Here is a 14,236-nt window from a genome sequence, read left to right as displayed (position 1 = left end):
CAGTTTCTCTCTCCCTTCCTTTGTCCGCTTCACCAGGCATTATACTGAGCCCCCGGTGGGCTTTCTATCCAGGGTTTTAGAACTTTGTGTAAAGGTTTCGTGAGGTTCCATTTTTTTCCTGGTCATCAGAAAGGCGGAGATGGCAGACACCACAGGCACCGTCAAAATCACCCCAATGGAGCCGGAAATGCCCCGCAGCAGCTCAATTCCAATGGCGTACTGGTTCATAAACTCCAGATAGGGCATGTTATAGGAGTAGATGATGATGAGGGTGTTGATGGAGCCCCCGGCAAAGGCCAGAATCAGGGTGTTGGACATGGTGCCCATCATGTCCCGGCCCACGTGGATGCCGGAGCGGAACAGCCGCTGGAAGTCCAGCTCCGGGCTGTTGGCGTGGATCTCCGCAATGGTGGAGGCGATGGACATGCTCACGTCCATCACCGCCCCCAGAGAGGCAATCAAAATGCCGGAAAACAGGACGCCCGCCACATCCAGGCGGCTATTCTGGGCGATAAAGGCCAGAGTCTCCACATCGTCCACATTCAGCCCGGAGATGTGGCCCAGATACCCGAACAGGTAGGCGGTGGCCCCGGCGATGAGCACCCCGGTGACGGTGCCCAGCACCGAGCACAGGGTCTTATAGGAGCAGCCGCCAATGAGGGACATCACCACCACCGTCACGATCACCGAGGTGAGGGTGGCAGCCACAAAGGGGGACACCCCCACATACATCAGGGGCAGATAGAAAAAGAGAATGCACACGAAGGTGAACACCAGACCCACCGCAGAGCTGACCCCCTGCTTTCCGCCAATGAGGCAGAGAATGACCAGAAACAGGGCAATCAGCCCCCACAACACCATGCCACGGTCGTAATTGTACACGGTGGCCACCAGATTGCCCTCCGAGTCGGTGTTCACCAGGGCAATAACCCGCAGGCCCGGCACGCACTTGGCCCCGGATTGATTGGCATAGGGGCTGGTGGCCTCACAGGTCTGCCCCTTGTAGGCCCCGCTGGTGATGCGAAGTTCCACCGTCTGATTGCCCTGGAGCTCCACGTCGCTGTCGTTCAGGTTGCTGGACATCACCTCTTCCACCACCGCCTTGGCAAAGGTGGCCCCTCCCGTGGGGCGCAGGGCGGGCCGGTCCAACCTGCCGTTGAAGGCGATGAGCGCTCCCAAAAACATCACCACGATCACAGCCCCCACCAGCAGAAACCGCTGTTTTCTACTCTGTCCAACCATCTTCATCTCTCTGACTCCTTTTTCTTCAATTCACGGATGGTTTTTCATTTTAGAAGGTGGATATTCCCCTGTCAATCGTTCTTCCAAAGCCAAACAGAAACTTTACACCCCTCTTACATAGCGCCTCCCGTTCCCTGCCTGGGGGCAAAAAAAGTGGTGAAGGAATTTCATCCTTCACCACGTGTTTTACCAGCTCACTTGATTTAAAATCCCAGTGAGGTACGCAATGGCCACCCCGTAGTTGGTCATGGGCACCCCCTGCCCCTGGGCCTGGGCCAGGCGGGAGAGCACATAGGCCCGGTTGAACATGCACCCGCCGCAGTGGATGACCAGGTCATACCCGGTGAGGTCGTGGGGGAAGTCGTTGCCCGCCACCACGTCCACCTGGAGGCCCTGCCCCACCCGTTTCCGCAGCAAATTGGGAATCTTCACCCGTCCGATGTCCTCTTCCAGGGGCGCATGGGTGCACCCCTCGGCAATGAGCACCCGGCTGTGCTCATGAAGGGTCCCAATGGCCTTTGCCCCCTGGGCGAAGGCGTCAATGTCCCCCTTATCCGCCGCCATGAGGATGGAAAAGGAGGTGAGCAGGCTCTCCCCCGGCTTTTTCGCCGCCACCAGGGGGAAGCACTGGGAATCCGTGATGATGAGCTTGGGGGGCGCGCTCAGGGCCGCCAGCGCCCCGTCCAGGCCGTCAGCAGTGGTGCTCACCACGGTGCACTTCAAGTCCAGCAAATGCCGGATGGTGCGCACCTGGGGTAAAATCAGCCGCCCCTTGGGGGCCTGAATGTCCTGGGGCATCACCAGCAGCACCACGTCCCCAGCGCTGCACAGCCCCCGGGTCAAATCCTGCCGCCCGAAGTCCTCGGGCACCAGGGCGGTGAGGGCCGCTTGCAGCGCCTCAATGCCCTCCCCGGTGGCGGCGCTCACCGCCACCGCCCGCTGGGCAAGGTCCGGGGGCAGCTGGGCTGGGGCGGCCAAATCCCCCTTGGTCTGCACCACCAGGAAGGGGGTGTTCTTCTCTCGGAGCTGCTGGGCCCACTGCAAATCCTCTTGGCTGGGCTCTCCGGCAATCACCAGCAGGGCCACGTCCGCCCGGGTGAGGGTGTCCCGGGTGGCCTCCACCCGCAGCTGTCCCAGCTCTCCCTCGTCGTCATACCCGGCGGTGTCGATGAACAGCACCGGGCCAATGGGGTGGAGCTCCATGGCCTTTTTCACCGGGTCGGCGGTGGTGCCCGCCACGGGGGACACCAGGGCCACCTGCTGGCCGGTGAGGGCGTTGATGAGGCTGGATTTTCCCGCATTGCGCCGCCCGTACAGGGCGATGTGCAGCCGCTGGGCGGCGGGGGTCTCCTGTAATCCGCTCATGGCTTTGTCCCCCCTTAGAACCGGAAGTCCCGCATACCGCCCTCCATGTCGTGGAGGTGGCGGATGACGGTCTCCTTGACCTTGGGGTTGGTGATCTTGTCCACCTCTTTCTCAATGAGGGCCATGCCCTTGGCACGGGTCTCGGGGCTGGCGTAGTCCTCCAGGTACTCCTTGAGGGTCATCAGGGCGTTGGGGTGGCAGCAGTTGACGATTTGGCCGCTCTTACACAGGGACATGAACCGGTCCCCGGTGCGGCCCTCCCGGTAGCAGGCGGTGCAGAAGCTGGGGATATGGCCCATGTCTAAAAGCCAGCTCACCACCTGGTCCAGGGTGCGGGTGTCGCTGACCTCGAACTGGGAGGAGTCCTCCTCCTCTTCCTCGGCGTAGCCGCCCACGCTGGTGCGGCTGCCGCCGCTGATCTGGGACACGCCCAGCTCCAGCACCTTCTCCCGGCACTCCTTGCTCTCCCGGGTGGAGATGATGAGGCCAGTATAGGGCACGGCAATGCGCAGCACCGCCACGATCTTGGCAAACAGGTCATCGCTGATGCCGTTGTCGAACTGGTCGGGGTCGATGTCGTCGGCCCGGCGCAGACGGGGCACGCTGATGGTGTGGGGGCCCACGCCGTACACCGCCTCCAGGTGCTCGGCGTGCATGAGAAGGCCCACAAAGTCGTAGTCGTACAGGTTCAGGCCGAAGAGGACGCCGCAGCCCACGTCGTCAATGCCCCCCTCCATGGCCCGGTCCATGGCCTCGGTGTGGTAGGCGTAGTCACTCTTGGGCCCGGTGGGGTGCAGGTCCTCATACTGCTTCTGGTTGTAGGTCTCCTGGAAGAGAATGTAGGTGCCAATGCCCGCCTCTTTCAGCTTGCGGTAGTTCTCCACGGTGGTGGCGGCAATGTTCACATTCACCCGGCGGATGGCCCCGTTCTTGTGGTGGATGGAGTAGATGGTGTGGATGCTCTCCAGCAGGTACTCCATGGTGTTGTGCACCGGGTCCTCGCCGGTCTCCAGGGCCAGACGCTTGTGGCCCATGTCCTGGAGGGCCACCACCTCCCGGACAATCTCCTCCTGGGTGAGCTTTTTCCGGGGAATGTGCTTGTTCTGGCCGTGGTAGGGGCAGTATTTGCAGCCGTTGATGCAGTAGTTGGACAGGTACAGGGGGGCAAACATGACGATACGGTTGCCGTAGAACTTCTCCTTAATCCGGCGAGCCAGGTCGTACATCCGCTCCACCAGGTCGGGCTGATCGCACTTGAGGAGCACCGCCGCCTCCCGGTGGGTCAGGCCCTTGCAATTCTCGGCCTTTTCCAGCAACTGCTCCACCAGGGCCCGGTCATTGGCGTGTTCCTGAGCATAGGCCAGAGTGTCCCGGATTTCTCCATCGTGGATGAATTCCTGGGCGATATGGGATTTGGGATTGTACTGCATAGCTGATTCCTTCTTTCTCAAAAATCATCACAGGGGCACCCGCCCCAGGCTTCTGATCTGTTCCTCCAGCTGCTGGCGTTGGGCGGGAATGTCCGTGTCCGGCAGCTGGGCGGGATAGATTTCATACATGCGCTTGTAGCAGTTGGGGGTGATCTTCCGCATCACCACGTTGGCGCCCCCGGAAAACACCTGGCCGTTGTCCCCCCGCACGGTGAGGGCGGTGGTGGCGGGCAGGTTGGCGCTGGGCAGCATCAGCCGGGCCAGGGCCACACAGCGGCGGGTGAGCTCGGCATCTCCCGCCGTGCCATCCCGCAAGGGGGTATCTGGATGGGGCAAAAAGGGCCCGATGCCCGCCATGTCGCAGGGGATGGAGGCCAACAGCAGCAGGTCCTGGGCCAGGGTTTCCAGGGTCTGCCCCGGCAGGCCCACCATAAACCCGCTGCCCGTCTCATACCCCAGCCTCTTGAGGGTGCGCAGGCAGCCCACCCGCTTGTCCAGGCTGCTGTCCGGGTGGAGGCGGCGGTACAGGTCCGGGTCGGCGGTCTCGTGCTTGATGAGGTATCGGTCCGTCCCCGCCAGCTTCAAAAAGGCGTAGTCCTCCTCCCGCATCTCTCCGCACCCCAAGGTCACCGCCATATCGGTTTTGGCCTTGATGGCGGAGACGATTTGCCCCAGCATCAGGGGGGTATACCAGGGGTCCTCCCCGGACTGGAGCACAATGGTGCGGTAGCCCACGGCGTGGGCCTCACAGGCGGCCTGCACCACCTCCTCCGGGTCCATGCGGTAGCGGGTCAGATTTTGGCGGGGGGCCCGGAGACCGCAGTAGGTACACATGCGCCGACAGTGGTTGGAGATCTCCAGCAGGGCCCGGATGTGCACCGTATCTCCCACGGTCTCCGCCCGCACCTGGTCTGCCTGGGCGTAGATGGGGGAGAAATCCTCCAGCCCCAGCAGCTCCACCAGCTCCCCCTGGGTGAACTCAGCTCTCATGGCTCTGGGTGGCGGGGGCGTACAGGGCCTTGGCGGACACCCCGCCCAGCTGGCCCAGCTTCCCGGTGAGAGCGCTGATGACGTCGTTGGGGGCGTCCAGAATGACGCTGATGACGCTCACCCCCCGCTGACGGTAGGGCACCCCCATGCGGCCTACGATGTAGGTTCCATAGTCGTGGAGGAGATTGTTGATGTGGTCGGTGGCGGACAGGTCCTCCACAATGATGCCGATGACGGCCAGGCGTGTGTCCATAGGCGTTTATCTCCTTTTTTGCAATAAAAAATGCCTGCACAGACCCACTGTGCAGGCAAAAACAGGCGACAAAAGAGACTCCCCCGCTGTCTATTCGCGGGCGAGTATAAAACGGTATCTGTCGTCTTTCCCTTCGGGGGACACCCTTGGGGTCAGCACAGGATGGTTGGGGACCGTTGGCGGCGGGCGAGGGCCCAGCGCCGCAGGCGTTGTGTTCAGTATACCACAGTAGGGCGGGTTTGCAAGGGGGTTTTCCGCCCCCTGTGCCTCCGTTCTCCCTTTTGTAGGTGCGTTCTTCTCCACAGCCCAGGCTCAGGCTTGCCAGCCGGGGTTTGCTCCGCAGGGTGACTTTCTCCCCGATGAGAAAGTCACCAAAGAATCGCCAAAGGCGGGGCCTTCCCCCGCCTTGTGGAATCCACCCCGCGGTACGGGGTGTCCCTGCGTCCTCCTTTTTGCGGCCCTTGGCCTGGCGGGGTCACATAGATGGATCGGTAATTCTACCGAATATACCTGCTTCTCTGAAACATAATCCTTCTACTCCCAGGGCCTTACCCTGGTTGGCCGCTGTTCCCAGCGATCGGTAGCCTGGCTTCCGGCGGCGGGAACGCCGCTCTTCCAGAGTAGGCCCGGAGGTGGAAACCACCCAGCCATAGGGCCAGCTGCCCAGGGTAGCCTGGTGTGGTGGCACGGCTAGGCGCCACAGCAAGGGTGACGGGCCGAACTTAGGCTTGACGCATGGACAGCCTCGTACCCCAAGGGGGGTCCTTAGGGGGGAACGCCCTAAGCGGGTTTTGGTTCCTTTTGCCCGCTCAAAAGGAACCCCCAGCGGGTAGCGTCCCCACCAGGCTGGCAAGCCGGAACGAGGCCTTTTAGAAGAACAACTCCTCAGTCTGCTTCGCAGACAGCTCCCCTTACACAGGGGAGCCTTTGAGCCAGGCAGTCACCGGGAGCCTGGCTTCCGGCAACTGGGAACAGTTGCACACCAGGGTGAGGCCCTGGGGGTAGAAGTTTTATTTTCCGTAGAAGCTGGAACTTACAAAAGAATTGCCATGCCATCTATGTGACCCCACCGGGCCAAGGGCCGAAAACAGGAAGACGCAGGTCCAGCCTCGCACCCCAGGGGGGTCCTTAGGGGGGAACGCCCTAAGTGGCTTTTCGTCCATTTTGGCCACTCAAAATGGACCCCAGCGGAGCGTCCCCGGCTGGGGCGCTGGTTTCCGCCGGGGAAATCGGAGAACGGCAAGCCCAGCGGAGCACTCCCGGCTGGGGCAAGTGAAGAGTGAAGAGTGAAAAGTGAAGAAGTGCAGGGCTGCCGCCCTGCGCCACAAAGGGTTTGCCTTTTCTCCCATTTGGTGATACAATGTCCCCTAGACTGTGCCGGGCATTTCCCGGCACCTGAAAAAGGAGTTACAACATGATGACTATGAAAAAGCGCATCACGTCTTTGCTTTTGGCCGCCGGGATGACCTTCTCCCTGGCCGCCTGTTCCACCCCCGCCGCCGAGCCCACCGACTCCCCCGCTCCCTCTGAGGAGATCGTGGCCGACCTGTCCCGAGACATCCTGGACTTCTCCGCCGGGCTCAAGGGCGACGAGACCATGCTCACCGCCAACGGCGAGGTGATTCCCGCCGACCTGTACCTGTACTTCCTGGCGGTGAACTGCGCCTATCTCACCCAGATGTACCAGGCCGATGTGGCCGACTACGCCGACCAGCTCAAGGAGGACAGCAAGACCGTCACCGCCTACTACAAGATTCTGGAGGCCAAGTGCGAGGAGCTGGGCTGCCCCCTCACCGACGAGCAGCAGACCGAGCTCAACGAGACCCTCATGTCCGAGGGCCAGGAGAAGTACGACCAGCGCAAGACCATCAACGGCCTCAGCGACGAGACCATGAAGTTCGTCTACTCCATCAACTACTTCTATGACAACGTCCTCAACGCCACCATCGGCCAGCCCACCGAGGACGACCTGAACAACTACGTCTATCAGACCCGCCACATCCTCCTGAAGACCGTGGACACCGAGGGTACCCCCACCGTCCAGGAGGACGGCTCCTACGCCTACCCCAAGCTGGACGACGAGACCATCGCCGAGAAGAAGGCCCTGGCTGAGGACATTCTGGCCCAGCTCAACGCCAGCGACGACCCCTCCACCCTCTTCAATGACCTGATGAACGAGTACAGCGAGGACGAGGGCCTGGAGCAGAGCCCCGACGGCTACACCGCCACCCTGGGCCAGATGGTCTCCGCCTATGAGAAGGCCGCCCTGGAGCTGGACTACGGCCAGGTGTCCGGCATTGTGGAGTCTGAGTACGGCTACCACATCATCATCCGGGACAAGGTGGCCGACACCAGCGAGTACGTGGACAAGTGGCGTGAGTACAAGATGGGCCAGCAGGTGGACCAGTGGATCGCCGACGCCGACATCCAGTCCACCGAGACTCTGGACAACCTGGACGTGGCCGACTTCTACAACAAGTTCAACGCCTACCAGGTGGCTCTCAACGAGAAGTACACCGCCGCCCAGGAGACTCCCTCTCCCTCCGTCAACCCCTCCGCTGACCCTGAGGCCACCGGCTCGGTGGAGGACGAGGCTGTTGGTTAAATGAAGAACGAAGAATGAAGAATGCAGGCCCAAAACATTGCCGCATTTCTTGGTTTGCTATGCGTAGGGGAGGGGCTTGCCCCTCCCGCAGCTCCCCTGGCATTGCCCTGGGTTTTCGGGCCGGGCAAGCCCGGCCCCTACGGCGGTCTGCCGGGGACTGTGTTCCCTTATAAAATCCGTGCCGCAGGCACACCATACTTCTTCACTATTCATGATTCACTATTCATTCGTCCCCTTCCCCCCTCGCCATTTTTCCCTTGCACTCACTGTGTGCCCCTGATACAATGCACCCACAAAAGACGTGCAGCGGGCACAGAGAACAGAGAAATATAGACCAATCCGCGCAATTTTCGTGCGGATTGGTCTTTTTTTGTCCCCTCCTCCCCTGCACCCGAACAACAAAGGAGTGCATCGTTATGACCCAGTGGTACACCAAAAGCTCGGCCCAGGCCCTCCAGGAGCTGGACACCAACTCCAGCCGGGGCCTCACCTCCACCCAGGCCGCCCAGCGCCTCCAGCAATACGGCCCCAACCAGCTGGAAAAGCCCAAACCCACCCCCCTCATTCTGCGCTTTCTCCTCCAGCTCAAAGACCCCATGATTGTGGTGCTCCTCTTCGCCGCCGCCCTCTCCCTCATCTCCACCCACGGCGAGGACTGGATTGAGGCGGTAATCATCCTCCTCATTGTGGTGGTGAATGCGGTGATCTCCATTACCCAGGAGAACAGCGCCCACAAGGCCCTGGAGGCCTTGGAACAGATGTCCGCCCCCCTGGCCAGGGTGGTGCGGGACGGCCAGACCCTCCGCCTGGACACCCGCCAGCTGGTGCCCGGGGACATCATCCTGCTGGAGGCGGGGGACCTGGTGCCCGCCGATGGCCGCATTTTACACTGTGCCAACCTGAAGGTGGACGAGTCCGCCATCACCGGGGAGTCGGTTCCGGTGTCCAAGGAGTCGGGGGCGGTGCTGGCGGAGGACACCGAGGTGGGAGACCAGTCCAACATGGTCATCTCCTCCACCGTCATCACCAATGGCCGGGCCACCTGCGTGGTCACCGCCACCGGCATGGACACCCAGGTGGGGCGCATCGCCGGAATGCTCCTCAATCAGTCCGACCCCTCCACCCCCCTCCAGCGAAAAATGGGGGAAATCTCCTCCACCCTGTCCTTTGCCTGCCTGGGGGTGTGCGCGGTGATGTTCGGCATCGGCCTTCTCTACCACATCCCCCTGCTGGACATGTTCCTCACCGCCGTGGCCCTGGCGGTGGCCGCCATCCCCGAGGGCCTGCCCGCCATTGTCACCATTGTGCTGGCCCTGGGGGTGCAGCGGATGGTGCGCCACCACGCCATTGTGAAAAAGCTCCCGGCGGTGGAGACCTTGGGCTGCGCCGGGGTGATCTGCTCGGACAAGACGGGCACGTTGACCATGAACCGTATGACGGTGGTGCAGATTTGGACCGCCCGGGAGAAGCACCGCCTGGAGGCCCTCATTGTGGGGGCTCTGTGCAACGACGCCACCCTGAACCACGACTCGGATGGGGTGCCCCACCTGCTGGGAGACCCCACCGAGACCGCTCTGGTGGACGCCGCCCTGGAGGAGGGGCTGGACAAGGAGATTTTGGAACAGGAAATGCCACGGGTGGCGGAAATTCCCTTCGATTCTCAGCGGAAACTCATGACCACCGTCCACCCCCTGCGGGGTCGGTACCGGGTGATGGTGAAGGGGGCCCCGGATGTGCTCCTGTCCCGGTGCACCCACATCCTGGCCGGGGCCTCGGTGCCCCTGGACGTGCCCACCCTGCGGCAGGTGGAGAGCGCCAACGCCGCCATGGCCCAGAACGCCCTGCGGGTGCTGGGCTGCGCCTACAAGGATGTGGATGTCATCCCGCCGCCCCGGGACATGGAGGCCCTCTTGGAGCACGATCTCACCTTTGTGGGGCTCATGGGCCTCATTGACCCGCCCCGGGTGGAGGTAAAACAGGCGGTGGCCCAGTGCTTTCAAGCGGGGATTCGCCCGGTGATGATCACCGGAGACCACAAACTCACCGCCGTGGCCATCGCCAAGGAGCTGGGCATCTTTCGGGAGGGGGATATGGCCCTCACCGGGGCGGACCTGGACTTTATGCCCCAGGAGATGCTGGAGCAGGAGGCGGACAAATTCACCGTGTACGCCCGGGTGTCCCCGGAACACAAAATGCGCATTGTCCAGGCCCTGCAAAATAAGGGGTACGTGGTGGCCATGACCGGGGACGGGGTCAACGACGCCCCCGCTCTGAAAGCCGCCGACATCGGCTGCGCCATGGGCATCACCGGCACCGACGTGGCCAAAGGGGCCGCCGACATGATTCTCACCGACGACAACTTCGCCACCATCGTCCACGCCGTGGAGCAGGGCCGGGGCATCTACGCCAACATCAAAAAGTCCATCCACTACCTGCTCTCCTGCAACATCGGGGAGATTTTGACCCTGTTTCTGGCCACCCTCTTCCACTTCCACCAGGCCCCCCTGGTGCCGGTGCAGCTTCTCTGGCTCAATCTGGTCACCGACTCCCTCCCCGCCCTGGCCCTGGGCCTGGAGCCGGTGGAGGCGGACGTGATGGAGAAGCCACCCCGCAAGGCCCACGAGCCCCTGTTCACCCCCGCCTTTACCATCCGCCTTCTCTGGCAGGGGGCGCTGGTGGGGGCGCTGACCCTGCTGGCCTATTTTGTGGGGGAGTACGTGCTGGGCGACCCCACCACCGCCGATGCCACCGCCAACACCATGGCCTTTGCCACCCTCACCTTCTGCCAGCTGTTCCACGCCTTTGACGTGCGCAGTGAGCACCAGTCCCTGCTCTCCCTGGGGGTGTTCACCAACCCCGCCATGAACCAGGCCTTTGTGGTGGGCGCCGCCCTCCAGCTGGCCGTCCTCCTGCTGCCCCCCTTGATGGGGGTGTTTCACGTCACCTTTCTCACCTTCCAGCAATGGCTGGTCGTGGTGATTTTGTCCATAACTCCTGTTGTGGTGACAGAGGTGGAAAAGAGATTTTTTCACTCTTCGTCTAACGAATCCTCTCATTTCGCCTAATTTCCGTGGAAATCCACCAAGCATTTTTCTAATTTTTTCTATGAACTTTACAAAATTGTATTGTTGATTTTTTCACAATCTTCGGGTATAATCGGGGTAACTACGACATCCAAGAAGATCATTTTACATCATACTGGAGGTTACACATCATGAAAGAAGTATACGTGGTCAATTGCTGCCGCACCGCTGTCGGCTCCTTCGGCGGCTCCCTGAAGGACGTGCCCGCCGTGGACCTGGGCGCCACCGTGGTCAAGGAAGTTCTGAACCGTGGCGGCGTGAAGCCCGAGCAGGTGGACGAGGTCATGTTCGGCTGCATCCTCACGGCTGCCCAGGGCCAGAACCCCGCCCGTCAGGTGAGCGTGAAGGCCGGCATCCCCTACTCCGTCCCCGCTTACACCGTGGGCATGGTGTGCGGCTCCGGCATGAAGTCCGTCATCGAGGGCGCTCGCGCCATCCTGGCTGGCGACGCTGACGTGATCGTGGCTGGCGGCACCGAGAACATGTCCGCTGCTCCCTTCGCCCTGCCCAACGAGCGCTGGGGCGCCCGCATGGGTGACAAGAAGGTTGTGGATACCATGATCCGTGACGGTCTGTGGGACGCCTACAACAACTACCACATGGGCACCACCGCTGAGAACATCGCCGACGTGTGGGGCATCACCCGTGAGGAGATGGACGCCTTCGCCGTCAGCTCCCAGAACAAGACCGAGGCTGCTCAGGCCGCTGGCAAGTTCGTGGACGAGATCGTTCCCGTGATGGTGAAGAAGAAGAAGGAAATGGTGGAGTTCAAGGTGGACGAGTTCCCCAAGGCTGGCGTGACCATGGAGTCCGTGGGCAAGCTGCGTGGCGCTTTCCCCGTGGGTCCCGAGGGCGTGGAGGACGAGATCGTCCACACCTTTGAGGTCACTCAGGTCCACGAGGCCGATGCCAAGCAGCACGTTCAGCGCGTGACCGCTGCCAACGCCTCCGGCATCAACGACGGCGCTGCCGCCATCCTGCTGGCCTCCGGCGAGGCTGTGGAGAAGTACGGCCTGAAGCCCATGGCCAAGCTGGTCAGCTGGGGCCAGGGCGGCGTGGATCCCAAGATCATGGGCGTGGGCCCCGTGCCCGCTTCCCGTCAGGCCATGGCCAAGGCCGACCTGAAGATCGAGGACGTGGATCTGGTGGAGGCCAACGAGGCGTTCGCCGCTCAGTCCATCGCTGTGGCTCGTGAGCTGGGCTTCGACATGAGCAAGGTCAACGTCAACGGCGGCGCCATCTCCATCGGCCACCCCGTGGGCGCTTCCGGCGCTCGTATCATCGTCACTCTGCTCCACGAGATGCTCAAGCGCGACGAGGCCAAGCGCGGCCTGGCCACCCTGTGCATCGGCGGCGGCATGGGCGTTGCCACCATTTTTGAGAAGTGCTAATTTAAGTGCGTCTGAGCACCCGGGAGCAGGGAGCCTGGACCGGAGCGACAGGCAAAGCCCAGCAGCAGCCCACGGCTGTGCGGGTTTGCCTGGAGTCGCAGGGAAGGCGACCGTCGCGGAGGGTGTGAAGCGTATCTGTCCGTGAGGGTAGACGCACCATGCGTCCAACCCGAGCGTGATAACATCCAAGGACAAGGGTGTGGGGGGTCACCCCACACCCTTGTTTGAGTATTATCTCCTTTGATGGGTACCCCGTGGTAGGGGCCGTGGCTTGCCCGGCCCGTGGTTACCCTGGTATTGCCTTGGGGGATTCGGGAGGGGCAAGCCCCTCCCCTACGCCCAACAAATCCAAATCCGTGCCGCTGGAAGCGGCACACCATAATTCTTCATTATTCATTTTTCATTCTTCATTATTTTGGAGGTATCTTATGAGCTATCAGGAAGAATACCGTCAGAAGCTCACCACCGCTGAGGAAGCGGTGAAAGTGGTCAAGTCCGGGGACTGGGTGGACTATGGCTGGTGCACCAACACCGCCGAGGTGCTGGACCAGGCTCTGGCCGGACGCATGGGCGAGCTGTACGACGTGAAGGTGCGGGGCGGCATTCTGCTGCACATGCCCGCCATCGCCCAGATTGAGAATCCCGCCGAGCACTTCACCTGGAACTCCTGGCACATGGGCGGCACCGAGCGGAAGATGGCCAAGCTCGGTCTGGCCTACTACGCCCCCATCCGCTACTCCGAGCTGCCCGGCTACTACCGGGACTGCATTGACCCCATCGACGTGGCCATGTTCCAGGTGGCTCCCATGGACCAGCACGGCTACTTCAACTTCGGCCCCAACGCCTCCCACCTGTATGACATGTGCGCCCGGGCCAAGCACATCATCGTGGAGGTCAACGAGAATATGCCCCGCTGCCTGGGCGGCTACCACACCGGGGTGCACATCTCCCAGGTCAACGCCATTGTGGAGGGCCCCAATGGCCCCATCGGCACCATGCCTGGCCTGAGCGAGCCCTCCGAGATCGACCTGGCGGTGGCCCGTCAGATCGTGGCCGAGATCCCCAACGGAGCCTGTCTCCAGCTGGGCATCGGCTCCATGCCCGGCGCTGTGGGCCAGATGATCGCTCAGTCCGATTTGAAGGACCTGGGCGTGCACACGGAGATGTACGTGGACGCCTTTGTGGCCATGACCAAGGCTGGTAAGATCACCGGCGCCCGGAAGAACTTCGACCAGGGCCGCCAGACCTACGCCTTCGCCGCCGGTACTCAGGAGCTGTACGACTTCCTGGACAACAACCCCGAGTGCATGAGCGCACCCGTGGACTACACCAACGACATCGCCCGGATGTCCACCCTGGACAACTTCATCTCCATCAATGGCGCGGTGGACATCGACCTCTTCGGCCAGGTCTCCTCTGAGTCCTCCGGCATCCACCACATCAGCGGTGCCGGCGGTCAGCAGGACTTCGTGATGGGCGCTTACCTGTCCCGTGGCGGCAAGAGCTTCATCTGCTGCTCCTCCACCTTCAAGGATAAGGCCACCGGCGAGGTGAAGTCCCGCATCCGTCCCACCCTCATTGAGGGCTCCATTGCCACCTGCACCCGGAGCAACCTCCACTATGTGGTCACCGAGCAGGGCATGTTCAATGTCAAGGGCAAGACCACTTGGGAGCGTGCCGAGGGCCTGATTTCCGTGGCTGCTCCCCAGTTCCGGGACGAGCTGATTGCCGCTGCCGAGGCTATGCACATCTGGCGCAAGTCCAATAAGCGGTAAGTTCCCCTTTTCCCATTGCAAGGGCCTGTTGCAGCTGCAACAGGCCCTTGTCTTGCCCAATGGCTCCCCTGAGTCAGGGGAGCTGGCAGCCGTTAGGCTGAC

General features: G+C 62.1%; 9 protein-coding genes. 4 read left to right on the top strand and 5 right to left on the bottom strand.

Going from position 1 to position 14,236, the window contains the following annotated elements:
• Window positions 1–39: 39 nt before the first annotated feature.
• The 5 genes from B5F12_RS07030 to B5F12_RS07010 all read right to left on the bottom strand — a co-directional run bounded on the left by B5F12_RS07030 (window position 40) and on the right by B5F12_RS07010 (window position 5,280).
• The gene (locus B5F12_RS07030; RefSeq protein ID WP_204221501.1) at window positions 40–1,248 is read right to left on the bottom strand and encodes a YibE/F family protein; all 1,209 of its coding nucleotides are present in this window, start codon (window positions 1,246–1,248) and stop codon (window positions 40–42) included.
• 180 nt (window positions 1,249–1,428) lie between these two features.
• Window positions 1,429–2,607: a [FeFe] hydrogenase H-cluster maturation GTPase HydF gene (gene hydF, locus B5F12_RS07025; RefSeq protein WP_087232384.1), complete on the bottom strand. Its 1,179-nt coding sequence runs from the start codon at window positions 2,605–2,607 to the stop codon at window positions 1,429–1,431.
• Between the two features lie 14 nt (window positions 2,608–2,621).
• Complete coding sequence (hydG, locus tag B5F12_RS07020) at window positions 2,622–4,037, bottom strand: [FeFe] hydrogenase H-cluster radical SAM maturase HydG (RefSeq protein WP_087232381.1); 1,416 nt, start codon at window positions 4,035–4,037, stop codon at window positions 2,622–2,624.
• 27 nt (window positions 4,038–4,064) lie between these two features.
• Window positions 4,065–5,027 (bottom strand): [FeFe] hydrogenase H-cluster radical SAM maturase HydE, encoded by a 963-nt coding sequence (hydE, locus tag B5F12_RS07015; RefSeq protein ID WP_087232378.1) that lies wholly within the window; start codon window positions 5,025–5,027, stop codon window positions 4,065–4,067.
• Window positions 5,017–5,280 (bottom strand): TM1266 family iron-only hydrogenase system putative regulator, encoded by a 264-nt coding sequence (locus tag B5F12_RS07010; protein WP_087232376.1) that lies wholly within the window; start codon window positions 5,278–5,280, stop codon window positions 5,017–5,019. The genes hydE and B5F12_RS07010 overlap by 11 nt, the downstream gene beginning before the upstream one ends.
• A 1,414-nt stretch (window positions 5,281–6,694) precedes the next feature.
• Between B5F12_RS07010 and B5F12_RS07005 the strand changes: the two genes are divergently transcribed.
• The 4 genes from B5F12_RS07005 (at window position 6,695) to B5F12_RS06990 (ending at window position 14,134) form a co-directional block, all read left to right on the top strand.
• Window positions 6,695–7,885 (top strand): peptidylprolyl isomerase, encoded by a 1,191-nt coding sequence (locus B5F12_RS07005; protein ID WP_087232373.1) that lies wholly within the window; start codon window positions 6,695–6,697, stop codon window positions 7,883–7,885.
• A gap of 416 nt (window positions 7,886–8,301) precedes the next feature.
• On the top strand, window positions 8,302–10,950 hold the full coding sequence (locus tag B5F12_RS07000; protein WP_087232370.1) for a calcium-translocating P-type ATPase, PMCA-type: 2,649 nt from the start codon (window positions 8,302–8,304) through the stop codon (window positions 10,948–10,950).
• A gap of 149 nt (window positions 10,951–11,099) precedes the next feature.
• Window positions 11,100–12,359: an acetyl-CoA C-acetyltransferase gene (locus tag B5F12_RS06995; RefSeq protein WP_087232367.1), complete on the top strand. Its 1,260-nt coding sequence runs from the start codon at window positions 11,100–11,102 to the stop codon at window positions 12,357–12,359.
• Window positions 12,360–12,787: 428 nt separating this feature from the next.
• A complete protein-coding gene (locus tag B5F12_RS06990; protein ID WP_087232364.1) occupies window positions 12,788–14,134 on the top strand; it encodes a butyryl-CoA:acetate CoA-transferase in 1,347 nt (448 codons plus the stop codon).
• Window positions 14,135–14,236 lie beyond the last annotated feature (102 nt).

It is taken from the genome of Pseudoflavonifractor sp. An176, assembly GCF_002160435.1.
Taxonomy (GTDB): domain Bacteria; phylum Bacillota; class Clostridia; order Oscillospirales; family Oscillospiraceae; genus Enterenecus; species Enterenecus faecium.
This window is presented reverse-complemented; position numbering and strand designations above follow the sequence as displayed.